This is a genomic window from Streptomyces griseocarneus (genome assembly GCF_014655595.1).
In the GTDB taxonomy this organism is placed as follows: Bacteria; Actinomycetota; Actinomycetes; order Streptomycetales; family Streptomycetaceae; genus Streptomyces; species Streptomyces griseocarneus.
This window is the reverse complement of sequence record NZ_BNBL01000001.1, coordinates 208,401-233,615: the sequence shown is the minus strand read 5'-3', so window position 1 is coordinate 233,615 and position 25,215 is coordinate 208,401. Positions and strand designations below refer to the sequence as shown.

Here is a 25,215-nt window from a genome sequence, read left to right as displayed (position 1 = left end):
CGTCATGCGCTCCGCCCCGTCGGCGGCTTGCGGCTGCCCGCGCGGTACGGTGCGGGCCACGGCGCGCCGGGGCCGGTGTAGCCCTGGTCGGCGGCGGCGTGCAGGGTCCAGTTCGGGTCGTACAGGTGCGGCCGCGCCAGCGCGCACAGGTCGGCGCGGCCGGCCAGGATCAGCGAGTTGACGTCGTCCCACGAGGAGATGGCCCCGACCGCGATGACCGGCACCGACGCCTCGTGCCGGATCCGGTCGGCGAACGGCACCTGGTACGAGCGCCCGAAGGCGGGCCGCTCGTCGGGGACGACCTGGCCGGTGGACACGTCGATGGCGTCGGCGCCGTGCTCGGCGAAGGCGCGCGCGACGGCGACGGCGTCCTCGGCGCTGGTGCCGCCGTCCGCCCAGTCGGTGGCGGAGATGCGCACCGTCATCGGTTTGTGGGCGGGCCAGACGGCCCGTACGGCGTCGAAGACCTCGAGGGGGTAGCGCAGGCGTCCCGCCAGGGTGCCGCCGTACGCGTCGTCACGGTGGTTGGTGAGCGGCGAGAGGAAGCCGGAGAGCAGGTAGCCGTGCGCGCAGTGCAGCTCCAGGAGATCGAAACCGGCCCGGTCGGCGGATTCGGCGGAGCGGACGAAGTCGTCGCGGACGGCTGCGAGCCCGGCGGCGGTCAGGGTCTGGGGCGTCTGGCTGACGCCGGGGTGGTACGGCAGCGGGGAGGCGGCGACCAGCGGCCAGTTGCCCTCGGGCAGGGGCTGGTCGATGCCCTCCCACATGAGCCGGGTGGAGCCCTTGCGGCCGCTGTGGCCGAGCTGGACGCCGATGGCCGTTCCCGGGGCCCGCTCGTGCACGAAGCCGGTGATCCGGCGCCAGGCCTCCTCGTGCTCCGGCGCGTACAGGCCCGTGCAGCCGGGTGTGATCCGGCCCCACGGGCTGACGCAGACCATCTCGGTCATGACCAGGCCGGCGCCGCCGAGGGCGCGGGCGCCGAGGTGCACGAGGTGGAAGTCGCCGGGGGTGCCGTCGGTGGCCGAGTACATGTCCATCGGCGAGACGACGACGCGGTTGCGCAGGGTCAGCCCGCGCAGCCGGAAGGGGGTGAACATCGGCGGCGTGCCGGGCGGAATGCCTGCCTCTGCCTCGACGGCGGCGACGAACTCCGCGTCGCGCAGACGGAGGTTGTCGTGGGTGACGCGGCGGCTGCGGGTCAGGAGGTCGAAGGCGAAGCGGTACGGCGGCCGTTCGACGTGGCCGGAGAGGTTCTCGAACCACTCCAGGCTGGCCCGGGCGGCCCGCTGCGTGGAGGCGACCGCCGGGCGCCGCTGCTCCTCGTAGGCCCGCAGGGCGTCGCCGAGGGCGGGGGCGTCGCGCAGGCCGACGGCCAGGGCCAGGGCGTCCTCGACGGCGAGCTTGGTGCCGGAGCCGATGGAGAAGTGCGCGGTGTGCGCGGCGTCGCCGATCAGCACCGTGTTGCCGTGGTACCAGCGCTCGTTGACGACGGTGCGGAAGGCGGTCCACGCCGAGTGGTTGGAGCGCAGCGGGCGGCCGCCGAGGAAGCCGGGGAAGTACGCGCCGCAGCGCTCGGCGGCGTCCTTCTCGTCGCAGCGGTCGAGGCCGGCGCGCTGCCAGACCTCTTCGCGCATCTCGACGATGACGGTGCAGGCGCCCGCCCCGAAGGGGTAGGCGTGCAGCTGCATGACGCCGTGCTCGGTCTCGGCGATCTCGAAGCGGAAGGCGTCGAGGGGGAGGTCGGCGGCGAGCCATATGTAGCGGCAGCGGTGGGTGGTGAGGGTGGGGCGGAAGGCGTCGCGGTGGGTGTCGCGGGTGCGGCTGTGGACGCCGTCGGCGGCGATGACGAGGTCGTGGGTGCGGGCCAGTTCGGCGGCGGGCGGCGCCTCGGTGCGGAAGCGGAGCCGGACGCCGAGGTCGCGGCAGCGCTCGTGGAGGAGTTCCAGGAGCCGGTGGCGGCCGAGGGCGGCGAAGCCGTGGCCGCCGGAGCGCAGCGTGGTGCCGCGGTGGACGACGTCGATGTCGTCCCAGCGGATGAGCTCGCGGCGCAGCGCGGCGAAGACCTCCGGGTCGGCGCTCTCGATGCCGCCGAGGGTCTCGTCGGAGAGGACGACGCCGAAGCCGAAGGTGTCGTCGGGGGCGTTGCGCTCCCAGAGGGTGATCTCGCGTCCGGGCTCGTGGCGCTTGAGCAGTGCGGCGGCGTAGAGGCCGCCGGGGCCGCCGCCGATGACGGCGACCCGGCCGGCCACCGCCGGCGGCGCGGTGGTCATCGTCCCCGCCACTTGGGGGGCCGCTTCTCGGTGAAGGCCGCGTGGAACTCGGCGTAGTCGGCGCTGTTCATGAGCAGGGCCTGGGTGGCGGCGTCGAGTTCGACGGAGGCCGCGAGCGGCATGTCGAGTTCGGCGGTGAGCAGGGCCTTGGTCTGGGCGTGGGCCAGGGCCGGGCCCTCGGCGAGCCGGCGGGCGAGGGCGAGGGCGGCGGCGGGTACCCCGCCTTCCTCCGTCAGTTGACTGATGAGCCCGATGCGTTCGGCCTCCGGGGCGCGCACGGGCTCGCCGAGCATCAGCAGGCGGGTGGCGTGGCCGAGGCCGACGACGCGGGGCAGGAGGTAGGCGGCGCCCATGTCGCCGCCGGAGAGGCCGACACGGGTGAAGAGGAACGCGAAGCGCGCGGTGGGGTCGGCGACGCGGAAGTCGGCGGCCAGCGCGAGGACGGCGCCGGCTCCCGCCGCGACGCCGTGGACGGCGGCGATCACGGGGAAGGGGCACTCCCGTAAGCCGCGGACGACCTGGCCGGTCATGCGGTTGAAGTCCAGCAGCCGGCCGGTGTCCATGGCCAGGGTGGCGCCGATGATGTCGTCGACGTCGCCGCCGGAGCAGAAGCCGCGCCCCTCGCCGCCGAGCACGAGGGCCCGTACGGAGCCGTCGCGGGCCAGTTCGGGCAGCAGGTCGCGCAGGTCGGCGTAGGCGCCGAAGGTGAGGGCGTTGAGCTTGTCGGGACGGGCGAGGGTGACGGTGGCGACGCCGGAGTCCAGGGTCAGGCGCAGGTGGCGCCATTCCTCGGTGCGGGACGCGGAGCCGGTGAACGGACTCATGGAGCACGGCCTCCTTCAGCCGGAGGGGCTGGTGCCTGCCTCGTGAAGTTATCACCGTCCCGTGACTGTCGTCACGAGTGCGCGATACGCCGGGGCAGGGAGGACCGTGCGAAAAAGGGGCGGCGGGCACGAAGCCCGCCGCCCCTGGGGCGGTGTCCGCCGCGGGTGCGGCTACTGCCGTCCCCACTCCGCCAGGGTCGCCACCAGCACGGCCTTGATGGTGTGCAGCCTGTTCTCCGCCTCGTCGAAGACCACGGAGTGCACCGACTCGAAGACCTCGTCGGTGACCTCCAGCGAGGTCAGGCCGTGGCGCTCGTAGATCTCCCGGCCGATCGTGGTGTCGAGGTCGTGGAAGGCCGGCAGGCAGTGCAGGAACTTCACGGCCGGGTTGCCGGTCGCGCGCAGCACGTCCATGGTCACGGCGTAGGGGGCGAGCAGGGCGATGCGGGCGTCCCAGACCTCCTTGGGCTCCCCCATCGACACCCAGACGTCGGTGGCGATGAAGTCGGCGCCGCGCACGCCCTCGGCGACGTCGTGCGTGAGGGTGATCCGGGCGCCGCTGGTCTCGGCGAGCTGCCGCGCGCGGGCGATGACCTCGGGGGCCGGCCAGAGCGCCTCCGGGGCGACGATGCGGACGTCCATGCCGAGCAGGGCGCCGGTCACGAGGTAGGAGTTGCCCATGTTGTAACGGGCGTCGCCGAGGTAGGCGTACGCCACGTGCTCCAGCGGCTTGGCCGTGTGCTCGGTCATGGTGAGCACGTCGGCGAGCATCTGGGTGGGGTGCCATTCGTCGGTCAGGCCGTTGTAGACGGGGACGTCGGCGTAGGCGGCGAGGTCCTCGACGATGTGCTGGCCATGGCCCCGGTACTGAATCGCGTCGAACATCCGGCCGAGCACCCGGGCGGTGTCCCGGACCGACTCCTTGTGGCCGATCTGCGAACCGGCGGGGTCGAGATAGGTCGTACGGGCGCCCTGGTCGGCGGCGGCGACCTCGAAGGCGCAGCGGGTGCGGGTGGAGGTCTTCTCGAAGACGAGGGCGATGTTGCGCCCCTTCAGGCGAGGCTCCTCGGCGCCCGCGCGCTTGGCGGCCTTCAGCTCCGCGGCCAGTTCGACCAGACCGCGGAACTCCTCGGCGGTGAGATCCGTCTCCTTGAGGAAGTGGCGGCCCTTGAGGTCCGTCGCCATGGGTGGCTCCTACGTCGTCAGCACTGCACGGTAAATGGAACTGTATACATCAGTCAGCATCATTATGCAGATGCGTTCTTCCGGCTAAGCACCCGGTACCGGATCCCGCTCGACCGGGCAGCTCATGCAGCGCGGCCCACCCCTGCCGCGCCCCAGCTCACTGCCCGGAATGGTGATGACCTCGATTCCGTGCTTACGGAGGAAAGTATTCGTCGTCGCGTTCCGCTCGTAGGCGACCACCACGCCCGGCTCTATGGCCAGGACGTTGCAGCCGTCGTCCCACTGCTCGCGCTCGGCCGCGTGCACGTCCTGCCGGGCGGTCAGCACCCGGATGGAGTCCAGGCCCAGCGCGGCGGCGATGGCGCGGTGCATGTGCTCCGGCGGGTGGTCGGTGACCTTCAGGTCGCGCTCGCCGACGCCGGGCTCGATGGTGTACGAGCGGAGCGTGCCCAGGCCCGCGTACTGGGTGAACGTGTCGCCGTCCACCATCGTCATCACGGTGTCCAGGTGCATGAACGCCCGCCCCTTGGGCATGTCCAGCGCCACGATCGTGCGGGCCGAGCCGGCCGCGAACAGCCCCCGGGCCAGCATCTCCACGGCCTGCGGGGTGGTGCGCTCGCTCATCCCGATCAGCACGGCGCCCTGGCCGATGACGAGCACGTCGCCGCCCTCGATCGTCGAGGGGTAGGCCGCCTGCCCGTCGCACCAGATGTGGAAGCCGCCCCCCGCGAACATGGGGTGGTGGCGGTAGAGCGCCTCGTAGTGCACCGTCTCGTGCCAACGGGCGGGCCAGCGCATCGCGTTGATGCTCACCCCGTCGTAGATCCAGGCGGAGGTGTCCCGGGTGAAGAGGTGGTTCGGCAGCGGATTGATCAGGAAGTCGTCGAGGTCCATCACGTGGAAGCGCACGGAGACCGGCTCCGGGTGGCCGGCCAGGAACTCGCGCTTGGTCATCCCCCCGACCAGCAGCGACGCCACCTCCGGCACCGGCATCGCCTCGAACGCCGCCCGCAGGTGGTCGGTGGCCAGCGGACCGTACTCCTTCTCGTCGAAGACCCGGTCCAGCACCATCGCCCGCGCGGCCGGCACCCGCAGGCTCTCCTCCAGCAGGTCCTGGAAGAGGTGCACCTCCACGCCGCGCTCGCGCAGCACGTCGGCGAAGCCGTCGTGCTCGGCCCGGGCGCGGCGCACCCACAGGACGTCGTCGAAGAGCAGAGCGTTCTTGTTCGACGGCGTGAGCCGCTTCAGCTCCAGGTCGGGGCGGTGCAGGATGACGCGGCGGAGCCGCCCGGCCTCGGAATCGACATGGAATCCCATCCCCCCATCCTCACCTGAACCGGCCGTGATCACTCGGCACGCGGGGCACGGAGTGCCCCGACCGGGCCGGGCGGCCGGAGCCGCCCGGCCCTGCCGGGGCCCGCGCTACAGGCGCGGGTCGACCGGCTCGGACTCCAGCGCGAGCACCGCGAAGACGGCCTCGTGGACGCGCCACAGCGGCTCGCCCTCCGCCAGCCGGTCCAGCGCCTCCAGGCCGAGGGCGTACTCCCGCAGGGCGAGCGAGCGCTTGTGGCCGAGGTGGCGTACGCGCAGCCGGGCGAGGTTGTCCGGGCGGGTGTACTCCGGGCCGTAGATGATGCGCAGGTACTCCCGGCCGCGGCACTTGACGCCCGGCTGGACGAGCCGCCCGTCGGGGCGGCGGGCGTAGGCCTGGAGCGGCTTGACGACCATGCCCTCGCCGCCGGCGGCGGTCAGCTCCAGCCACCACCGGGTGCCCTCGGCGACGGAGGCCTCGTCCTCGGTGTCGACGACCAGACGGCGGGTGGGAGCGAGCAGGCCCCGCGTGCCGCCTACCCCGTCTACCTCGCCTTCTGCGCCTTCCCCGCCTTCCTCGCCGCCGCCGTCCGCGGCGACGAGGCGGTCGATCAGGGCCAGCTGCTCGTCGTGCGGGAGCGCGGCGAGGCTGCGGCCCTGGACGGCCAGGAGCTGGAACGGAGCCATCCGGATGCCGGCCGCCGCGTCGGCGCCCTCTCCCCCGACCGGCCAGCAGTACCGCCCGTACGCCTCGGTGAAGGCCTCGGCGTCCTCGGCGCGCTCGCGCTGGCGGCCCAGCAGGCCGGCCACGTCCACGCCGCGCTCCGCCGCCGACTCCAGCGCCGCGAGGGCGGCCGGGAAGACCGTACGGGAGGCGGCGCCCACGGCCGCGTACTGGTGGCGCAGCAGGCCGGCCGCCTTCAGCGACCAGGGCATCAGCTCGGCGTCCAGCAGCAGCCAGTCCGTGCCGAGCTCCTCCCACAGCCCGGCCTCCCCCACGGCACGGCCCAGCCGCTCGAGTATCCGCGCGGCCAGGGCGGCGTCGTCGAAGAACGGCCGTCCCGTGCGGGTGTACACCGCGCCGGGCACGCCGCCGGCCACCGCGAAACGCTCGCGGGCGACGTCCGCGTCCCGGCAGACGAGGACCGCCGCGCGGGAGCCCATGTGCTTCTCCTCGCAGATCACCCGGCGCACGCCGTCCGCCCGGTAGCCCGCGAAGGCCTCGGCCGGGTGCTCCAGATAGCCCTCCTCCTTGGAGGTGGCGCACGGGGCCATGGTCGGCGGGAGGTAGAGGAGCTGCTGGGGGTCGACGGCGAAGCGGCTCATGACTTCCAGGGCCGCGGCGGCGTTCTCCTCCTTGACCGCCACCCGGCCCAGGTGCCGGGTCTCCACGACCCGGCGGCCGGTGACGTCGCCCAGGTCGAGCGGACGGCCGTCGGCGCCGCCGGGCGCCTCGGAGGCCAGCGGGCGGACGGGCTCGTACCAGACCTCCTCGGCCGGTACGTCCACCAGCTCGCGCTCGGGCCAGCGCAGCGCGGTCAGCTTGCCGCCGAAGACGGCGCCGGTGTCCAGGCAGATGGTGTTGTTCAGCCACGTCGCAGCCGGGGCCGGGGTGTGGCCGTAGACGACGGCGGCACGGCCGCGGTAGTCCTCAGCCCACGGGTAGCGCACGGGCAGGCCGAACTCGTCGGTCTCCCCCGTGGTGTCGCCGTAGAGGGCGTGCGCGCGGACGCGGCCGGAGGTGCGGCCGTGGTACTTCTCGGGCAGGCCGGCGTGGCAGACGACGAGCCGGCCGCCGTCGAGGACGTAGTGGCTGACGAGCGAGTCGATGAACGTCCGCGCCTTCTCCCGGAACTCCGGTTCCTCCCGCTCCAGCTGTTCGAGCGTCTCCGCGAGGCCGTGCGCGACGTTGACCTGGCGGCCGCTCAGGTGGCGGCCGAGCTTGTTCTCGTGGTTGCCGGGGACGCACAGGGCGTGCCCGGCGGCGACCATGCCCATGGCCAGGCGCAGCACGCCGGGGCTGTCGGGGCCGCGGTCGACGAGGTCGCCGACGAAGACGACCGTGCGGCCCTCGGGGTGCGCGGCGTCGACGGGCCGGCCGGCCTCGTCACGGACGAGGGCGTAGCCGAGCGCGGTGAGCAGGCTCTCCAGCTCCGAGCGGCAGCCGTGGATGTCACCGATGATGTCGAAGGGGCCCGTGAGGTGGCGCAGGTCGTTGTACCGGCGCTCGCGCACGATCTCCGCCGCGTCCGCCTCGGCGGCGCCCCGCAGGACGTGCACCGTGCGGAAGCCCTCCCGCTCCAGGTGCTTGAGGGAACGACGCAGCTCGCGGCGGTGGCGCTGGATGACGCGGAGGGCGAGGCCGGCCCGGTCGGGGCGGGCGGCGTTGCGCTCGGCGCAGACCTCCTCGGGCATGTCCAGGACGATGGCGACGGGCAGCACGTCGTGCTCGCGCGCCAGCGCCACGAGCTGCTTGCGGGCCTCGGGCTGGACGTTGGTGGCGTCGACGACCGTCAGCCGGCCGGCGGCCAGGCGCTTGCCGGCGATGTAGTGCAGGAGCTCGAAGGCGTCCTTGCTGGCGCTCTGGTCGTTCTCGTCGTCGCTGACCAGGCCCCGGCAGAAGTCGGACGAGATGGTCTCGGTGGGCTTGAAGTGCCGGGCGGCGAACGTGGACTTGCCGGAGCCGGTGGCGCCGACGAGGACCACGAGGGACAGGTCGGGCACGGCGAGGGGCGTACGGGTGCCGGGGGTGGTGCCGGTGCCGGTCATGCGGCCTTCGCCTCCTTCGTGGTCTCGGTGGTGCGGGTGGTGTCGTGCTTGCCGGTCGTGTCGTGCTTGGTTGTGGTGTCGTGCTTGCGGAAGACGGCCATCTGGGTCGGCGGGCCCACCTCGGGGTCCTCGGGGCCCACCGGCGCGAAGTCCACGTCGTAGGCGTGCCGTTCGGCGACCTCCACCGCCCAGGCGCGGAACTCCTCGCGGGTCCACTCGAAGCGGTGGTCGCCGTGGCGGACGTGCCCGGCGGGCAGGGTCTCCCAGCGCACGTTGTACTCGACGTTGGGGGTGGTCACCACGACCGTCCCGGGGCGCGCGGCGCCGAACACCGCGTACTCCAGGGCGGGCAGCCGCGGCAGGTCCAGATGCTCGATGACCTCGCTGAGCACGGCCGCGTCGTACCCGGTGAGCCGGCGGTCGGTGTAGGCGAGGGAGCCCTGCAGCAGGGCCACGCGGGCGGCCTGCCGCTCGGTCATCCGCTCCAGGCGCAGCCGCCGGGAGGCCTCCTTGAGGGCGCGTACGGACACATCGACGCCGACGACCTCGGTGAAGCGCGCGTCCTTGAGCAGCTCGCCCACGAGCTGCCCCTGGCCGCAGCCCAGGTCGAGCACGCGCGCCGCCCCGGACCGGCGCAGCACGCCGAGGATTGCCTGGCGCCGCTGCACGGCCAGCGGCACGGGCCGCTCCGCGGTGTCCTCCGCCTCGTCGACGGCGTTGTCGAGCTCCTCGGGCTCGGTGTCGTCGGACTCGGCGAGACGGGCGAGGGCGAGCCGGTCGAGCGCGTCGCGGGTCAGGCTCCAGCGGCGGCCCAGGTAGCGGTTGGTGATCAGGCGCTGCTCGGGGTGGCCCTCGAGCCAGCCCTCGCCGGCGCGCAGCAGCTTGTCGACCTCGTCGGACGAGATCCAGTAGTGCTTGGCGTCGTCGAGCACCGGCAGCAGGACGTACAGATGCCGCAGCGCGTCCGCGAGCCGCAGCTCGCCCTCCAGCACCAGCGACACGTACCGCGAGTCGCCCCACTCGGGGAACCGCTCGTCCAGCGCCACCGGCCGCGCCGTCACCTTCCAGCCCAGCGGCGCGAACAGCCGCTCCACCAGCCCGGCCCCGCCACGCGCCGGCAGCACCGGCACCTCGATCCGCAGCGGCCACACCTGCCCTGGCAGCTCCGGGCGGGCCGTGCACTGCCCCTTGACGGCACTGGAGAAGACGCTGCCGATCGCCACGGCCAGCAGCGAGGATGCTGCGTACGGCCGGTCGTTGACGTACTGCGCCAACGCCGAGTCCGGCGCACCGCCCCGCCCCCTTTCCTTCCCCTTCCGCACCAGCGCCACGGGATCGACCTCGAGCAGCAACGCCGCCGTGCACCGCTCCTCGCCCGCCTCCGGGTAGAGCACGTGGGCGGTGCCGTGAGAGGTGGAGAACCGCTGCGCCTTGTCGGGGTGTTTGTGCAGCAGAAAGCCGAGGTCGGTCGCGGGGCGCCCGGCGGCGCCGGAGGTACTGATCGTCAGGAACACATGCCCGATTATGTCCTGGTCGGCCCGGCGGGACGACCGGATTTCCAGGGTCGGGCCGCCTTCGGGGAATTGGCCGGCCGGCCCTGCGGAAAACAATTCCGCAATCGGCGGATCGGCTCCCCTCCGCCGGGCTACAGTGCTGCGCCCCAGCCCCTCCCCTCCCTGCCGGAGCCCCGCATGCCCGCCGCGCCGTACAACCCTCCGCATCCCTACGCGCCCGTGCCCGCACGGCCCAGGCGCTGGTGGCAGCACCCGGCTCTGGCCATCGCCCTGTTAGTGCTCTTTCCACCGGCCGGCATTCCGCTCGCCTGGCTGGGACGTTGGACGACTCGCAAAAAGATCATTGTCAGTGTCATCGCCGCTCTCTGGTTCCTGTTGATCCTTACGTCCGGTCCGCCGGACGCGAAAAACGACAACAAGGCGCAACCGAAGCCGGCGGCGCAACCGGCGTCTCCGACGCCGTCCAGCACCCAGGCGTCTCCCTCCTCCTCCCCCTCGCCGACCACCGATCCGAAGATGCCGGACGTGGTGCGCAGGACCTACGGCGAGGCGTCGACGAGCATCCGGAAGCTGATCCAGGGAAACGTCGAGGCCTACAGCGCTTACACGGACGTCGAGCTGCCGCGAGACCCCAGCAGCTGGACCGTCTGCTTCCAGGGCCCGGCCGCAGGGGTCCCGCTCGCGCCGGCGCACGCCGCACCGAGACTTCACCTGACCGCGCCGGGAACGACGTGCCCCACGCGCATGAACACCTCGCTCCATCCCGAGCCCACCCACGAGCCCACCCGCGAGCCCAGCCCCGCTCACGAGTCCAGCCCCGGCCCGGACCCGGACAACGGGTCGAGCGGCGACGGCTCGACGCGCGACAGCGACTCGGGCGACGGAGCCGCGTCCTCCGGAGGAGGTGGCGCCGGGGTCGTCCGCCCCGGCTCGTTCTGCGCGCCCCAGGGCGCCACCGGCGTCACCGCGAAGGGCACCTCCATGGTCTGCGGTCCGGGGTCCGACGGGCGGAACCGCTGGCGGGCGGGCTAACGCACCACCTCCACCAGCTCCGCGATCCGCTCCGGGCCGACGCGGCAGCAGCCGCCGATGAGGCGGGCGCCCTCGGTCTGCCAGGTGGCGGCGCGGGAGGGGGTGAAGGTGGGCGCGCCCTGCCAGGTGCGGGTGGGGGCGTGCCAGGTCTCTCCGCTGTTGGGGTAGACCACGACCGGTTTGCCGCTGACGCGCGCCGCCAGGCGCACGGCGTGGTCGGCGTCGTCCGGTTCGCAGCAGTTGACGCCGACGGCGACGACCTGGTCGTCGCCGGCCGCCAGAGCGAAGGCGTCGGTCAGGGGCTGACCCGCCCGGGTGCGGCCGGCGGCGGCGCTGTAGGAGAGCCACACCGGCAGCCCGCAGTCGCGCACCGCCGCGAGCAGGGCGCGGGCCTCGTCGATGTCGGGCACCGTCTCCAGGGCGAGCACGTCGGGGGCCGCCGCGGCCAGCGCCTCGATGCGGGGGCGGTGGAAGCGCTCCAGCTCGGCCACGCTCAGGCCGTAGCGGCCGCGGTACTCGCTGCCGTCCGCGAGCATCGCGCCGTACGGCCCGACGGATGCGGCGACCCACACCTCGTGCTCCCCCCGCGCCGCGGCGCCGCGCGCCAGTTCCACGCTGCGGCGAAGCAGCGCGGCGGTCTCCTCCGGGCTCAGGCCGCGGCGGGCGAAGCCCTCGAACGTGGCCTGGTAGCTGCCGGTGATGAGGACCTGGGCGCCGGCGCGGACGTAGGCGGCGTGGGCGGCCTCGATCTGCTCGGGGGCGTCGGCGAGCAGGCGGGCCGACCACAGGTCGTCGGACAGGTCACAGCCCTGAGCGGCGAGTTGGTTGGACAGCCCGCCGTCCAGGACGAGCGGGCCGCGGGCGAGCGCGGTGGCGAGGGGAACGGTGGGGGCGGACATCGCGGGGCTCCTCTTTCGGTCTCCGGCCTGCTGACCGCCTCCATCCTGCACTGTCGAACACGCGTCAACCCGCTGTGGTCCGGGCCTGCCGACTCACTCCGGCCGGGTGAAATTCCCCCGCCCGGCCGGGGCGGCGGAGTAGATGCCAGTGTCCGGCGCGCCCGGTGATCGTTGGCTCGGGCGGAGCCGGACCGCCCGGCCCGCGCACCGGTGTTCGAGGCCGGAGGCGACGATCGCATAGCCGCCCGCCCGCACCGGGAGGGCGAGGGCCGAGGAGGCCACCATGACTCAGGAAGCCGCGCCCGAAGAGGCAGTGCCCGGCCAGGCCGCTTCCCCGCAGCAGGGCGCACCCAAGGGCCTGCTGCAGCAGATGGAGGAGCTGATGGCGGCGCTCAACGCCGATCTGACACAGCTCGACGCCGACCTTCAGTCGTCGGGCCAGCAGCCCGCCGAGCGGCCTCCGGCCCAGGGCGGCGCCGGCACGGACTGACCTCTGAAGAACCCTCACGCCGCACCTCCCCGCTCCCGCAGGGCCAGCCGTCTGAGGAGCCCGCCGACCCGGTCGCTGGTCTCGTCGGCGGCGTCGATCGCTTCTATGCACATCCAGTAGACGGCGTCGTCCTCGCAGACGCAGGCGACGCCCACCAGGGCTATGCCCACCTCGCCGAGGAGCTCGCCGAGGCCCGTCAACACCACCCAGGGATCGCGCAGTTCGGTGAGCTGCGTCGCCCGTAAGCCTCCGGCGTACAGCGCGGCCTGGCGCAGCGCGCCGGAGGCACTCCCGCCGGCCTCGCTCAGACCCCGGGCCGCCGCGCGGGCCTCGTACGGCCCCTGCACCGCGAGCCGGCTGCCGACGGCCTCCGCGAGGGCCTGCGCCTGACATACCTCGGCGACGATGTCCGTCACCCCCCTGGCCCGCGCCAGGGCCTGCCTCGTGGCCTCGATCAGCCGCGCTGCGTCCATGACCGTCCCCCATGTTTCCCGCTCCGCCCACTCTCACTACCCAGAGTGATGACTAACCGCCGGAAAAGCCAGGGGAATTCAGAAATCTGTGGATACCAGATGCGGTGTGGATAACTCAATCACTCCGGAGAGTGACGATCTTTTCCTTCACCGTCCTGCGCGGCACCCTGTTCACCGCCCCGGCCCCCGGCGTGGCCGGCTCGCTCCCCCGGCACCGGAAATCTCCGCTCATTTCGGTCGATCTTCGCCGACAGCGCCGCCAGAACGTCGATCCCCAGGACGTCGCAGAACTGCAGCAGGTACGCCAGCACGTCCGCGACCTCGTCCTCGACGCGCCCCGCCGTCCCCGGTTCGTCCATCACCCGGGCCGACTGCTCGGGCGTCATCCACTGGAAGATCTCGACCAGTTCGGACGCCTCCACGCTGAGCGCGCTGGCCAGGTTCTTGGGTGTGTGGAACGGCTGCCAGTCGCGCGCCGCCGCGAACACGGCCAGCCTGCGCTGCAGGTCCCTCAGGTCATCACTCACCCCTCAAGATCTACCATCGATGCCCCCTTGACCTCTTCCGCCGCCTCACCCACCTCACCCCGCACCGTCCCCACCAGCCTGATGTGGCCCCGCTCGCACATCCGCGCCGCCAGCCCCAGCAGTTCCCGAGTCTGGCGGGCGTCGAGGCACCGGTCGAGGCCGTCCGCCAGGACCGTCAGCGCCTGCCGGGCCGGCAGCACCTCGGCCGCCGGGTCCACCGCGAGCACCCCGGGCCCCGTCAGCAGCACCAGACACAGCGCCAGATAGCGCAGCTCCCCGTCCCCCAGCCGCTCCAGCGGCGTCTGCGCACCCGGGCCGCCCGCCAGCACGGCCCGGACCAGGCCGCCCTCCAGCCCCTGCGCCGCGAGGCCCTCGACCGGACCGCGGCAGCCCGCCCGCGCCGCCGCGACCAGCAGCGCGTGCCGGGTGCCGCACTCGTCGCGGGTGCGCCCCAGCACCGCGGCAACGTTGTCACACGCGCTGCGCAGCCGGCCGTCCCGCGCGGCGACCGGGGCGCGCATCAGCTCCGGGCGCGGGTCGCAGGGGAAGACCGAGCGCAGCGCGACCACGAGTTGTTCGGCGGCGTCGAGGACCATGCGCTGCCCGGCCGTCTTGCCCGCGACCCGCAGCGGCAGCAGCGCGGTGCCCAGCCGGTCGTCGGGCAGCGGGGCGCGGGTGACGGGAACGGAGCCGGCGGTGTGCCACGCCGCCTCGACCCGGGGCAGGCCCGGGTCGCGCAGCGCCGTGGAGAGCAGGGTGCGCCCCGAGCCGGTCAGCCGCTCGCCGACGACCCGCAGCTCCGGCTCGGCCTGCACGGCGACGTCCAGCCGGACCGGGCCGGCCGGGCCGTCCACGGTGCAGCCGATCCGGAATCCGCGCCGCCCCTGGGCGTCGGGCCTGGCGGTGTGCGGTACGCACGCCCTGGCGCCGCCGGGCACGGGGGCGAGGGCCTCCTCGAGGCTGTCGCCGCCGGCGAGCCGGGCGAGCGCCTCGTACGCGTGCAGGGCGCTGGACTTGCCGCTCCCGCTCGCACCCCGGAAGAGGGTCATGGGCCCGAGCGGGAAGACGGCGTTGCGGTGCGATTTGAAGGCGGAGAGCCGCAGTTCGGTCACGGCGGGGCGCTGAAGGCTGGGGGCGGCGTCCATGCCCCGGACCGTAGGCGCCCGCCGGTCAGCCGTACCGTTTCAGCTGATCATTCTTCCTACGATCGGGGTACCCCGCGGCCACCTCCGTCCCTTCGGGCGCGAGCAGGAAGACATTGGTGTCGACCCGGTGCATACCGCTGCCCAGGCCGAACACGACACCGCTGGAGAAGTCCAGGATGCGCTTGGCGACGTCGGAGTCGGCGCTCGTCAGGTCGAGCAGCACCGGAATCCGTGCGATCAGATGCTCGGCGACCTCGCGCGCGTCCGCGAAGACCTGCACGCGCAGCACGACCATCCGCCGCCGGCTCTCCTTGGGCTCCTCCTCGGGCAGGGCCCGGTGATCGGGCCAGGACGGCCATGTCTGGTGACCGCGCAGCGGGACGACCTCGGCCAGCCCCTCCCACTGCTCGTCGGTGGCTTCGGACCTGTTCACCGGATCACCCTTCCGGGGAACGTGCTGGCTATGTACATCCCACGATTCTAGGGACAAACACCCCCCGTTAGGCCGAGTGACACGCCCCGTCCGGCCCAGCCGCCGGCGGCCGCGGGGCCTTCCGGCCGGGCCGGCCCGTCCCCTTCGGCCTCTTCAGCACTTACGAATAAATCCGGTGCTCCCTTTCCCCCTACGCTCGCCACAGACGAAGGGAGAGCGCGGATGGCGGAGGAGCGGGCCACGCGCGTCGGACTGACGACGCTGGCCGACCTGGCGACACCGATGGCGGTGCGGGTGGCGGCCACCCTGCGGGTGGCCGACCACATAGCCGCCGGGCGGCGTACCGCCGCGGAGGTCGCCGAAGCGACCGGGGCGCACGCGGACGCGCTGGACCGCCTGTTGCGGCACCTGGTCACCGTCGGCCTGTTCACCAGGGACGAGGCGGGCGGCTACGCCGTGACGGAGTACGGGCAGCAGCTGCGCGACGACCACCCGGCGGGCAAGCGCAAGTGGCTGGACCTCGGCGGCGCGGTGGGCAGGGGCGATCTCAGCTTCGTCGAGCTGGCCCACACCGTGCTGACCGGCGAGGCGGCCTACCCGGTGCGCTACGGCACGTCGTTCTGGGAGGACCTCGGCGCCGACCCCGCCCTCTCGGCGTCCTTCGACGCGCTGATGGGCCACCACATCGAGCTGGACAACGCCGGCCTCGCGGACGCCTACGACTGGGCGGCCCTCGGGCACGTCGTCGACGTCGGCGGCGGCAGCGGCGCGCTCATCGGCGCGCTGCTGACGGCGCACCCGGGCCTGCGCGGCACCGTCGTCGACCTGCCCGGCCCGGCGTCGGCCGCGCGCCGGTCGTTCCAAGAGCGCGGGCTGGACGGGCGGGCGCGGGCCGTCGCCGGCAGCTTCTTCGACCCGCTGCCGCCCGGGGCGGGCGGCTATGTGCTGTCCGCCGTCATCCACGACTGGGCCGACGAGCCGGCCGCCGCGATCCTGCGCCGGTGCGCGGAGGCGGCCGGCGAGAAGGGCGTCGTCCTGGTCGTCGAGGCGGTCGGCAGCGACGGCGAGTCGCCGAGCACCGCGATGGACCTGCGCATGCTCGCCTACAACGGCGGCCGGGAACGCGGGCTCGCCGAGATGCGCGCGCTCGCCGGGCGGGCCGGCCTGGCGGTCCGCGCGGTGCGTCCCGTCGGCTACGTCTCGCTCATCGAGATGACCGCGGCCTGACCGGCCCCCTGACCACCTCGGCCTCAACGCCCGGGCCCGGCCCTCCTTCCGGAGCGCTCCGGCCCGGCCGCCGGACAGGAGCGCGCCCGCCACGGCGGTGCGCGTCCGGTCCGGCGACGACGCTCAGCGCCCCGCCGTGGCCGGCACCGCCGGGTCCTCGGGTGCCGCCTCGGGCCCCGTCTCGCCCGTCGCCCCGGACGGGTCCCCGGACGGCTCCTCGGACGGCTCCTCGGACGGCGGGCGCAGGCTGTCGTAGACGTGGCCGGCCAGGGCGGCCACGGTCGGCTTGGCCCACAGGATCGTCGGCGGCAGGTCGAGCGCGTACCGGCGTTGCAGGCGCACCCGCAGGGCGACGGTCATCACGGAGTCGACGCCGAGTTCGACCAGCGGGCGCTTGAGTTCGACGGCCGGGGCGTCGAGGTTGAGCTCGGCGGCCACCTGCTCGCGCACGTCGGCGGTGACGAGGTCGCGGGCCTCGTCCTCGGCAAGGTCCGCGAGGTCGGCCGCGAGGAGGCCGCCCGCGCCGGCCGGGGTCTCGTCGGAGACGGTCAGCTCCCGGAACATCGGCAGCCGCGGGGTGTGCGCGGGGGTCGGGACGACGCGCAGGACGGCCTGGTAGTCGGCCTGGAAGCGGTCGCCGAACGCCCACGCCCGCAGCGCCTCGGCCGCCGAGACGGCCTCGAGCCCCCGCGAGTTGGCCTCGAACATCGTGGTGGCGATGTCCGCCGACAGGCCCAGGCCGCGCCATGCCGTCCAGCCGATGCTGATCGTCTCGGTGTGGCCGCCGGCGTTGCGGTGCGCGGCCAGCGCGTCGAGGAAGGAGTTCGCGGCCGCGTAGCCGGCCTGGCCGGAGAGCCGGGCGAACTGGCCGCACGAGGAGAACATGACGAAGAAGTCGAGCCGGCCGGGCGGGAAGAGGCGGTGCAGCACCAGCGCGCCGCCGGCCTTGGGGGCGAGCACCTCGCGCAGCCCGTCCGGCTCGACCTTGTCGACGAGGGCGTTGTTGACCACGCCGGCGGCGTGCACGACCCCGCTCACCGGCGGCAGCCCGAGCGCGTCCGGGGCCAGCGCGGCCGCCACCTGACGGGCGTCGGTGATGTCGAGCGCGAGCACCTTCACCGTCACTCCCAGCGCCTCCAGCGCGAGGACGCCGTCGATCCGGCGCCGGGTCTCCGGGTCGGTGACGGTCTGCCATTCCGTACGGTCGGGCAGAGCGCGCCGGCCGACGAGCAGGAGCCTGCGGGCACCCCGGTCGACCAGCCACCGGGCGGCCTCCAGCCCGAGCGCCCCCAGCCCGCCGGTGATCAGCACGGTGCCCGACGGCGAGCAGCGCAGGGGCGTTCCGTCGGCGCTGCGCTCGATCCGGCTCAGCCGGGCGGCTTCGGGGCCGCCCGGGGCCAGCGAGACGACGTCCTCCTGGCCGGCGGCGCCGCGCAGCACCGGCAGCAGCCGCGCGCCGGTGCCGGCGTCGGGCGCGGGGACGTCGACGGCGCCGCCCCACAGCTCGGGGTGGTCGCCGGCGATGATCCGGGAGACGCCCCACAAGGGGCCGTGCGCGACCGACCGTTCGTCACGCGCTTCACGGACACCGCTGGTCAGGCACCACACGCGCTGGGGGGCGAGGTGTCCGGTGGCGTTCGCCTGGATCTCGGCGAGGCGTTGCACGACGCGGATCAGCGTCCAGGTGATCCGCTCGGTCGCCTCGTCCAGCGGTTCGTCCTCGCGGGGCAGCGAGGGCGCGACGAGGATCGCGCCGGGCCGGGCGAACAGCTCCGGCCGCAGGTCCGCCTCCGGTCCCTCGCCCATCCGTACGCACCGCACCCCGGCGGCCTCCAGCTGCTCCGCCAGCGGAACGGTCGTGTCCGCCTCGCCGACGAGGAGCACCTGCTCCACGGCGGCCGCGCCCGCCCCGCCGCGCTCGGCGAGGGTCAGCGGCCGCCACACGACCTCGTGCACCAGGTCCCTGGGCAGCACCGCCGCGCCGAGGTGCTCGACGGCCGCGAAGCGCAGCCCGAGGACCTCGCAGACGACGTCCCCGCTCTCGTCGGCGACCCGCACGTCGACCGTGTCGAGCGGCGAGCGGGGCGAGCGCGTGCTGTGCACGACGATGCGGGCGGGCGGCTCCCCGCGCCACGTCACCTTCTCGACCGAGCGCGACATCCACAGGACGGAGGCGTCGCCGGGCGCCACCACCATGGCGCTGATCGTCAGCGCGCCGTCGATGACGTGCGCCCAGCTGCTCGCGCGCCGGGCGGGGGCGGGCTCGATCGTCAGGACGGCGAGCTGCTCGTCCTCGTCGTGCCGCAGCTCCTCCAGGTCCCACGGGAAGGCGTAGCCCTCGACGCCCATCCGCTCGAACATCTCGTCGGCCTTGGTCAGCGAGCCCTCGGCCAGGCGCGCGCGGAGCGCCGCGTGGTCGACGCGGCCGGAGGGCGGGCGGGCACCCGGGTCGAGGGTGGCCGTGGTGTGGGTGATCCATTCGTCCCCGTCGTCCGCGGCGCCGTCGTCGGCGATGCGGGTCGCCAGCGACAGCGACCGGCCTTCGCGCACGACCTGCACCACGCGGGGCGGTTCGACGGCGAGCGGCGTGCGCAGCACGATGTCGGTCAGCGCCGGCGGCCCGTCCTGGCCCGCGGCCGCGACGAAGGTGTTGATGATGGCGGCGGCCGGGGTGACCTCCACGCCGACGAGCCCGTGGCTCTGCGGGTAGGGGCGGCTGGACATGTCCAGCCGGGTCTGCCAGACCTGCCGGGACGGCGAGCCGCTGACCGTCATCCGGCCGCCGAGCAGACTGTGGCTGTCCGGGTCGTGGCCGCTGCCCAGGCCCGCGCCGCCGGTGTCCTCGGGGAAGATCCAGTACGGGCGGTGCTGCCACGCCGTCGCGGGCAGGGGCAGGGGGGCGCCGGTGCCGTGGTCCCGGGTCCAGTCGATCGCCGCGCCGTGGCAGTGCAGGTGGGCCAGGGCGCCCAGCAGCGTCGCCATTTCGTCGGTGTTCCGCCGCAGGCTGCCGGTGACGGCCGCGTCCTCGACGCCGAGGTGCAGCAGCGTCTCGCCGACCGAGTGGGCGACGACCGGGTGCGAGGAGATCTCGAGGAAGAGCCGGTGGCCGTCCTCGACGGCCGCCTGGACCGCCTGGGCGAACCGGACGGGCCGGCGCAGGTTCGCCACCCAGTAGTCGCCGTCGCGGGCGGCCGTCGACCGGGGGTCGTCCAGGGCGGTGCCGTAGAGGGGCACGGAGGGCGGGCGGGGAGTGAGCCGGCGCGCGGCGGCCCCGACCTCGCCGGCCACCTCCTCCACGTGGGCGCTGTGGAACGCCACGTCCGAGTCGACGTCCCGGATCCAGATCCCCGACTCCCGCCATTCCTCCGCGATCCGGGCGACCGCCGCCCTGTCGCCGGAGATGACCGTCGCCCCGGGGTCCGCCGCTATCGCGGCCTCCGCGCCGGGCCGCCCGGCGAGCCGCCGCCGGGCCTCCTCGAACGGCAGGCCCGCCATCGCCATGGCCCCCCGCCCCTCCAGGCGTTGCAGCGCGGCCGCCCGGCGGCAGGCGAACCGGGCGGCCTCCCGGCGGTCGAGCACGCCGGCGACCACGGCGGCGGCGATCTCGCCGACGGAGTGCCCGATGACCGCGCCCGGCTCGAGGCCGTGGCCGCGCCACACCTCGGCGAGGCCGAGCTGGACGGCGAAGGTGAGCGCCTGGACGTGGGCCGCCGTCCAGGGGCCGCCGGCCGTGAGCGCCTCGCGGGGCGTCCAGCCGAGCTCGTCGCGGAAGACGTCCGCGAGCGCGTCGATCTCCGCCGCGAACGCCGGTTCCTTCTCGAGCAGTTGCCGTCCCATGCCGGACCACTGGGCGCCGTGCCCGGAGAACACCCACACGACCTCGCCCTCGTGGCCGGGCGCGGTCCGCGCCGAGGCGATGCCGGGGCCGGTGCGGCCCGCGGCGAGGTCGCGCAGCCGCTCGGCCAGCTGCCCGGCACGGTCCGCGACGACAGCGGCCCGCTGCGCCAGGTGCGAGCGGCGCAGGGCGAGGGTGTGCCCGACCGGGCCCAGGGCGACGCCGGGGTTGTCGTCCAGCCAGTCGGCGACGGAGTCCGCCAGCGCGTGCAGCCCGGCCTCCGACGCGGCGGACAGGGGGAACACCGCGGGCGTACGGGCCGGCGCGCCGGCCTCCGCGGGCGTACGGCGCGTACGGTCGGGTGGGCTCGGTGGGCTCTCCTCCAGGATGAGGTGGGCGATCGTGCCGCCGACGCCGTAGCTGGAGACGCCGGCCCGGCGCGTCCGGCCGGCGGCCGCGGGCCAGGGCAGCGGCTCGCCGACGAGGCGCAGCCCGGAGGAGGCCCAGTCGACGTCGGGGTGGGGCTCGTCGTGGAGGCTGGGCGGCAGCTGTTCGTGCCGCAGCGCGAGGACGGTCTTGATGACGCCGGCGATCCCGGAACCGCCCTCGACGTGGCCGATGTTGGGCTTCACCGATCCGATCAGGCAGGGGCGCTCCGGTGGCCGGCCGGCGCCGAAGACCCTGGCGAGCGCGGTGACCTCCTCGCCGTCGCCGGCCGGCGTGCCCGTGCCGTGCGCCTCGACGTAGTCGACGCCGGCGGGGTCGACGCCCGCCCGGTCGTAGGCCTGCCGCAGCATGTGTTCCTGCGCGTCGCCGTTCGGCGCCATCATGCCCTCGGAGCGCCCGTCCTGGAACAGGCCGCTGCCGCGGATGACCGCCTGTACGGGGTCGCCGGCGCGGAGGGCGTCGGACAGGCGCTTGAGGACGACCACCCCGGCGCCCTCGCCGCGGCCGTACCCGTCGGCATTCTTGTCGAATGCCTTGCTCCGGCCGTCGGGGGACATCGCCCCGGCGCCGTGGAGGGCGACGTTGAGCGCGGGAGTGGACATGATGTTGACGCCGCCGACGATCGCCAGGGGCGTCTCCCCGGCCAGCAGGGCGCCGGCCGCGATGTGCAGGGCGGTCAGCGAGCCGGCGCAGGCGGTGTCGACGGCCATGCTGGGGCCGCGCAGGTCGAGGAAGTAGGAGACGCGGTTGGCGATTCCGTAGAAGGTGGTGCCATTCACTGCGTATGCGCCGGTGAGGGGGATGTCCTCGAGGAGCCGCCGGCCGTAGTCGTTGGAATTCGCGGCGACGTACACGCCCGCGTCGGTGCCGCGCAGGGAGAGCGGGGGAATGCCCGCGTCGGCCAGTGCCTCCCAGGAGAGTTCGAGCATGAACCGCTGTTGCGGGTCGAGGAAGTCGGCCTCCCGGGGGGAGATCCCGAAGAATTCCGCGTCGAAGCCTTCGATGTCGTCGAGGAAGGAGCCGCGCCGAATGGTGGTCCGCATGACGGCGGTGGCCTGCGGGCTGCTCGCCGCGTAGGGCTTCCAGCGTTTGTCCGGCATGTCGCCGACCGTGCTGCGGCCGCTCGCGAGGAACTCCCAGAACTTCTCCGGCGAGTTCAGGTCCGGGGCGAACCTGCAACTCATGCCGATGATGGCGATTGCTTCCTCGGGTGCTGCTTTCTCCGTCAAGTCCTCGCTCCTGTTCGGTTCACCGAGCGGACACGACGCAAAGGGGGGCCGGTGATCGCCTTCTCCGGCAGCCGTGTCTGCGGCGGCGTCCGGCCCTTTGCCTGTACGTCAGGAAGGGCTCACGCGAGGGCGGGCCGCCCCACTGAGCGACAGGTTCGGCCCGGCGGGGACCGTATGACAACTTCCGACGTGCGGCTTCAGGAGGGCGCCCCGATTCAGCAATCACCGAGACGACCGGAGGCGGGTGGCGTCCTTAGGCTGCCGGGAGAAACGGCGCCGGCACGCCGAATCGTGAACGCCGGGTCGTGAACATCGCGCCGTGCACGCCGCGTCCGCCAACGTCAGGAGCAGTCATGCCCGAGCAAGCGGTCACTCCCTCCCCTCCGGACGTCGTCGCGTGGCCGGCCGACGCGGCGGCCCGCTACGTGGCCAGCGGCTACTGGGAGGGGCGTTCGATGGGATCCCACCTCGCCGAGGCCGCGCGCCGGTCCCCGGATTCGGTCTGGCTCGTCGACGGCCCCACGCGCCTGAGCCGTCGCGAGCTGATGGCGCGCGCGGACGGGGCGGCGGCGCGGATGGCCGCGCTGGGGATCGGCGCCGGCGACCGGGTCGTGGTGCAGCTGCCGAACTGCTGGGAGCACGTGGTCGTCACGGTGGCCTGCTTCCGGCTGGGTGCCGTGCCGGTGTGGGCGCTGACGCAGCACCGTCACCACGAGCTGTCCGGCGTGGTGGCGCACGCGCGGGCGAAGGCGCTGGTGGTGCCCGGCACGCTCAAGGACTTCGACCACCAGGCGATGGCCCACGAGATCGTCGCGGCGGTGCCGGGCGCGGAGCACGTCTTCGTGGCGGGCGACGACGTCGCGCCGGGCGGCCTCGGGCTGCGGGAGCTGTGCGCGCCGGCGGAGGACCCCGGGGCGACGGCGGCCCTGCTCGAGGAGGCCGCGCCGGACGCCGCCGCGGTCGCGACGTTCCTGCTCTCCGGGGGGACGACGGGGCTGCCCAAGCTCGTCGCCCGGACCCACGACGACTTCGCCTACATGATCAAACGCGCGGCCGCACTGTGCCGGTTCGGGCCGGACACCGTCTACCTCGCCGTGCTGCCGCTCGGCCACGGCTTCACCAACGCCGGCCCCGGTGTGCTCGGCACGCTGCTGTCCGGGGGGCGGGTGGTGATCGCCGACTCCCCGGCGCCGGAGGTGGCGTTCGCGGCGATCGAGCGGGAGCGCGTCACCGCGACGTCCGTGGTCCCGGCGGTCGTCATGCGCTGGCTGGCGCACCGCGAGGAGAACCCGGACGCCGATCTCGCCTCGCTGCGGCTGGTCCAGGTCGGCGCCGCGCGGCTGACGCCGGAGGCGGCGAGGCGGGTGAAACCGGTGCTGGGCTGCACGCTGCAGCAGGTGTTCGGGATGGCGGAGGGGCTGTTGTGCCTGACGCGCCTCGACGACCCGGACGAGGTCGTCCACCACACCCAGGGCCGGCCGATCTCGCCGGACGACGAGATCCGGATCGTCGGCGAGGACGGCGAGCCGGTGGCGCCGGGTGAGCCGGGCGTGCTGCTCGCCCGGGGCCCGTACACCGCCCGGAGCTACTACGACTCCCCCGCGACGGACGCGCGCTCGTTCACCGAGGACGGCTGGTACCGCACGGGCGACATCGTGCGCCGGGGGCCGGGCGGCAATCTCGTCGTCACCGGGCGGGAGAAGGACGTCGTCAACCGGGGCGGCGAGAAGATCAACGCCGAGGAGGTCGAGGCCTTCGCCCTCCGGGCCCGCGGCGTCGCGCACGCGGCGGCGGTGGCGATGCCGGACGCCGAACTCGGCGAGCGGGTCTGCCTCTTCGTCGTGCCGGACGGCACGGGGAGGGTGGACCTGGCGGACGTACGGGCGGTGATGCTGGCGGCCGGGGTGGCCTCGTTCAAGCTGCCGGAGCGGCTCTTCACCCTCCCGTCCCTGCCGATGACGCCGATCGGCAAGGTCGACAAGAAGGCGCTGCGGGCGGATGCTGTGCGACGGATCGAGACAGAACGCGTGAACGGCCACGCGGACGGTGAGCAACCGTAAAGATGTGACGGGCGGTTTCCACGGCGCATCATCGTCGGACTCGGGGAGAGGGGCCACGGAATGGGCGACTCGGCGTACTGGAGGGACCTCTCGGCGCCGGTGGCCCCGCTGTCCTCGCACGCGGTGCTGGTCTTCCTCGGCGCCGTGCTGCTGCTCCTGGCCCTGGCCCGGCTGCTGGGCTCCTTGGCGCGGAGGGCGGGGCTGCCGGCCCTCAGCGGCGAGCTGGCCACCGGAGTGCTGCTGGGCCCCAGCCTGCTCGGACACCTGGCGCCGGACCTGGCCGACACCGTGTTACCCGGGCCGGCCGAGCAGATGCACCTCCTCGACGCCGTCGGCCAGATCGCGGTGCTGCTGCTGGTCGGCGTCACCGGCACCCACCTGGACGTACGGATGCTGCGCGCGCGGGCCAGGACGGCGGTGCTGGTGAGCCTGTTCGGGCTGCTGATCCCGCTGGGCATGGGGGTGGGCCTGGGCCTGCTGCTGCCCGACTCGATGGCGGGGCCGGACCGGGGGGTGTTCGCGCTGTTCATCGGGGTGGCGATGTGCGTCACGGCCATCCCGGTGATCGCCAAGACGCTCTCCGACATGCGCCTGCTGCACCGCACCATCGGGCAGCTCACGCTGGGCGCCGGCATGGTCGACGACGCGGTGGGCTGGCTGCTGCTGTCGGTGGTCTCGGCCGCGGCGACCTCCGGCATCACCGGGCGCGGCGTGGGGCTGTCGGTGGCGCTCCTCGCCGGCTTCGCGCTGTTCGCCGCCACCGCCGGCCGGGTGCTGGTGCGCGGGGCGATGGAGCGCGCCGCGCGGCACCCCGAGCCGGGCACCGCCGTGGCCACCGCCGTCGTGCTGGTGCTCGCCGGCGGCACGCTCACCCATCTGCTGGGCATGGAGCCGGTCCTGGGCGCCTTCGCGGTCGGCATCCTCATCACCGGGGCCCCGGCGGCCCAGCCGAAGCTCGCCCCGCTGCGCACGGTCGTCCTGTCGGTGCTCGCCCCGCTGTTCCTGGCCACGGCGGGCCTGCGGATGGACCTCACCGCGCTCGCGCACCCCACGACGGCGCTCGCGGCGCTCTCCCTGCTCGCCGTCGCGGTGCTGGGCAAGTTCGCGGGGGCCTATCTGGGCGCGCGGCTGAGCGGACTGACCCGCTGGGAGGGTCTGGCCCTGGGCGCAGGCATGAACTCGCGCGGGGTGGTCGAGGTGATCATCGCGATGGCCGGGCTGCGGCTGGGGGTGCTGGGCACCGCCGAGTACACGATGGTCGTCCTGGTCGCCGTCTTCACCTCGCTGATGGCCCCGCCGCTGCTGCGGCTGACGATGGGGCGCGTGGCCCGGACCGAGGAGGAGGACCTGCGCCTGCTCGACCACCGGTCGTGGCAGGCGTCCGACGGCGCGGACCGGCCCGCCACCCACCCCTCCGGCGACACCGCCTGAATCCTCGCCCTTCTCCGCCCCTGCCCGTGCCTGTGCCCGTGCCTGTCGGCATGAGCAACCTGGAGTATGGATTCCGCGGATCCGCACACGGATTATCGGCCTGACCGACGTCAA

Annotated in this window: 17 protein-coding genes; 5 read left to right on the top strand and 12 right to left on the bottom strand. The window is 74.1% G+C overall.

What is annotated here, in order from left to right:
* Nucleotides 1-2: 2 nt before the first annotated feature.
* The 6 genes from IE295_RS00945 to IE295_RS00920 all read right to left on the bottom strand — a co-directional run bounded on the left by IE295_RS00945 (nucleotide 3) and on the right by IE295_RS00920 (nucleotide 9,873).
* Entirely contained in the window at nucleotides 3-2,270 is a 2,268-nt protein-coding gene (locus tag IE295_RS00945) for a bifunctional salicylyl-CoA 5-hydroxylase/oxidoreductase (protein ID WP_190061459.1), read from the bottom strand.
* On the bottom strand, nucleotides 2,267-3,094 hold the full coding sequence (locus IE295_RS00940) for an enoyl-CoA hydratase family protein (RefSeq protein WP_190061458.1): 828 nt from the start codon (nucleotides 3,092-3,094) through the stop codon (nucleotides 2,267-2,269). Before IE295_RS00940 ends, IE295_RS00945 begins: the two co-directional genes overlap by 4 nt.
* Nucleotides 3,095-3,265: 171 nt before the next feature.
* Nucleotides 3,266-4,279: an ornithine carbamoyltransferase gene (gene argF / locus IE295_RS00935; RefSeq protein WP_190061457.1), complete on the bottom strand. Its 1,014-nt coding sequence runs from the start codon at nucleotides 4,277-4,279 to the stop codon at nucleotides 3,266-3,268.
* Nucleotides 4,280-4,363: 84 nt separating this feature from the next.
* On the bottom strand, nucleotides 4,364-5,596 hold the full coding sequence (locus tag IE295_RS00930; RefSeq protein WP_190061456.1) for an arginine deiminase: 1,233 nt from the start codon (nucleotides 5,594-5,596) through the stop codon (nucleotides 4,364-4,366).
* A 105-nt stretch (nucleotides 5,597-5,701) separates the two neighbouring features.
* Entirely contained in the window at nucleotides 5,702-8,359 is a 2,658-nt protein-coding gene (locus tag IE295_RS00925; protein WP_190061455.1) for a polynucleotide kinase-phosphatase, read from the bottom strand.
* Nucleotides 8,356-9,873: a 3' terminal RNA ribose 2'-O-methyltransferase Hen1 gene (locus tag IE295_RS00920; RefSeq protein WP_190061454.1), complete on the bottom strand. Its 1,518-nt coding sequence runs from the start codon at nucleotides 9,871-9,873 to the stop codon at nucleotides 8,356-8,358. The genes IE295_RS00925 and IE295_RS00920 overlap by 4 nt, the downstream gene beginning before the upstream one ends.
* A 525-nt stretch (nucleotides 9,874-10,398) precedes the next feature.
* Here IE295_RS00920 and IE295_RS00915 point away from each other — a divergent pair.
* Nucleotides 10,399-10,905, top strand: a complete 507-nt coding sequence (locus IE295_RS00915) for a hypothetical protein (RefSeq protein ID WP_190062435.1) — start codon at nucleotides 10,399-10,401, stop codon at nucleotides 10,903-10,905.
* Here the strand turns inward: IE295_RS00915 and mmuM are convergent.
* Entirely contained in the window at nucleotides 10,902-11,804 is a 903-nt protein-coding gene (mmuM, locus tag IE295_RS00910) for a homocysteine S-methyltransferase (RefSeq protein ID WP_190061453.1), read from the bottom strand. The two genes, IE295_RS00915 and mmuM, sit on opposite strands and share 4 nt — an antisense overlap.
* 283 nt (nucleotides 11,805-12,087) lie before the next feature.
* Here mmuM and IE295_RS00905 point away from each other — a divergent pair, with 283 nt between their 5' ends.
* A complete protein-coding gene (locus tag IE295_RS00905; RefSeq protein ID WP_190061452.1) occupies nucleotides 12,088-12,294 on the top strand; it encodes a hypothetical protein in 207 nt (68 codons plus the stop codon).
* A gap of 14 nt (nucleotides 12,295-12,308) precedes the next feature.
* Here IE295_RS00905 and IE295_RS00900 read toward each other — a convergent pair whose 3' ends face one another.
* The 4 genes from IE295_RS00900 to IE295_RS00885 form a co-directional block, all read right to left on the bottom strand.
* Entirely contained in the window at nucleotides 12,309-12,767 is a 459-nt protein-coding gene (locus tag IE295_RS00900; protein WP_190061451.1) for a DUF6099 family protein, read from the bottom strand.
* Between the two features lie 119 nt (nucleotides 12,768-12,886).
* Complete coding sequence (locus IE295_RS00895; RefSeq protein WP_190061450.1) at nucleotides 12,887-13,294, bottom strand: nucleotide pyrophosphohydrolase; 408 nt, start codon at nucleotides 13,292-13,294, stop codon at nucleotides 12,887-12,889.
* Nucleotides 13,291-14,439 (bottom strand): AAA family ATPase, encoded by a 1,149-nt coding sequence (locus tag IE295_RS00890; RefSeq protein ID WP_190061449.1) that lies wholly within the window; start codon nucleotides 14,437-14,439, stop codon nucleotides 13,291-13,293. Before IE295_RS00890 ends, IE295_RS00895 begins: the two co-directional genes overlap by 4 nt.
* Before the next feature lie 25 nt (nucleotides 14,440-14,464).
* Complete coding sequence (locus IE295_RS00885; RefSeq protein WP_190061448.1) at nucleotides 14,465-14,872, bottom strand: cell division protein SepF; 408 nt, start codon at nucleotides 14,870-14,872, stop codon at nucleotides 14,465-14,467.
* Between the two features lie 222 nt (nucleotides 14,873-15,094).
* Here IE295_RS00885 and IE295_RS00880 point away from each other — a divergent pair, with 222 nt between their 5' ends.
* Nucleotides 15,095-16,099, top strand: a complete 1,005-nt coding sequence (locus IE295_RS00880; protein WP_190061447.1) for a methyltransferase — start codon at nucleotides 15,095-15,097, stop codon at nucleotides 16,097-16,099.
* A 123-nt stretch (nucleotides 16,100-16,222) separates the two neighbouring features.
* On the opposite strand, the gene IE295_RS34065 is transcribed toward IE295_RS00880, so the two are convergent.
* Nucleotides 16,223-21,610, bottom strand: a complete 5,388-nt coding sequence (locus IE295_RS34065; protein ID WP_263453214.1) for a type I polyketide synthase — start codon at nucleotides 21,608-21,610, stop codon at nucleotides 16,223-16,225.
* A gap of 353 nt (nucleotides 21,611-21,963) precedes the next feature.
* Here IE295_RS34065 and IE295_RS00870 point away from each other — a divergent pair, with 353 nt between their 5' ends.
* Both IE295_RS00870 and IE295_RS00865 read left to right on the top strand, forming a co-directional pair.
* Nucleotides 21,964-23,670 carry a (2,3-dihydroxybenzoyl)adenylate synthase gene (locus IE295_RS00870; RefSeq protein WP_190061446.1) on the top strand — a complete coding sequence of 569 codons (1,707 nt, stop codon included), beginning with the start codon at nucleotides 21,964-21,966 and terminating at the stop codon, nucleotides 23,668-23,670.
* A gap of 60 nt (nucleotides 23,671-23,730) precedes the next feature.
* Nucleotides 23,731-25,101, top strand: a complete 1,371-nt coding sequence (locus IE295_RS00865) for a cation:proton antiporter (RefSeq protein ID WP_190061445.1) — start codon at nucleotides 23,731-23,733, stop codon at nucleotides 25,099-25,101.
* Nucleotides 25,102-25,215: the final 114 nt, after the last annotated feature.

What these genes read in the sequence shown, in the direction of transcription:
- IE295_RS00945 (WP_190061459.1), bottom strand. Translation starts at nt 2,270, where the DNA reads ATGACCACCGCGCCGCCGGCGGTGGCCGGCCGGGTCGCCGTCATCGGC.
- IE295_RS00940 (WP_190061458.1), bottom strand. Translation starts at nt 3,094, where the DNA reads ATGAGTCCGTTCACCGGCTCCGCGTCCCGCACCGAGGAATGGCGCCAC.
- argF (WP_190061457.1), bottom strand. Translation starts at nt 4,279, where the DNA reads ATGGCGACGGACCTCAAGGGCCGCCACTTCCTCAAGGAGACGGATCTC.
- IE295_RS00930 (WP_190061456.1), bottom strand. Translation starts at nt 5,596, where the DNA reads ATGGGATTCCATGTCGATTCCGAGGCCGGGCGGCTCCGCCGCGTCATC.
- IE295_RS00925 (WP_190061455.1), bottom strand. Translation starts at nt 8,359, where the DNA reads ATGACCGGCACCGGCACCACCCCCGGCACCCGTACGCCCCTCGCCGTG.
- mmuM (WP_190061453.1), bottom strand. Translation starts at nt 11,804, where the DNA reads ATGTCCGCCCCCACCGTTCCCCTCGCCACCGCGCTCGCCCGCGGCCCG.
- IE295_RS00905 (WP_190061452.1), top strand. Translation starts at nt 12,088, where the DNA reads ATGACTCAGGAAGCCGCGCCCGAAGAGGCAGTGCCCGGCCAGGCCGCT.
- IE295_RS00900 (WP_190061451.1), bottom strand. Translation starts at nt 12,767, where the DNA reads ATGGACGCAGCGCGGCTGATCGAGGCCACGAGGCAGGCCCTGGCGCGG.
- IE295_RS00890 (WP_190061449.1), bottom strand. Translation starts at nt 14,439, where the DNA reads ATGGACGCCGCCCCCAGCCTTCAGCGCCCCGCCGTGACCGAACTGCGG.
- IE295_RS00880 (WP_190061447.1), top strand. Translation starts at nt 15,095, where the DNA reads ATGGCGGAGGAGCGGGCCACGCGCGTCGGACTGACGACGCTGGCCGAC.
- IE295_RS00870 (WP_190061446.1), top strand. Translation starts at nt 21,964, where the DNA reads ATGCCCGAGCAAGCGGTCACTCCCTCCCCTCCGGACGTCGTCGCGTGG.
- IE295_RS00865 (WP_190061445.1), top strand. Translation starts at nt 23,731, where the DNA reads ATGGGCGACTCGGCGTACTGGAGGGACCTCTCGGCGCCGGTGGCCCCG.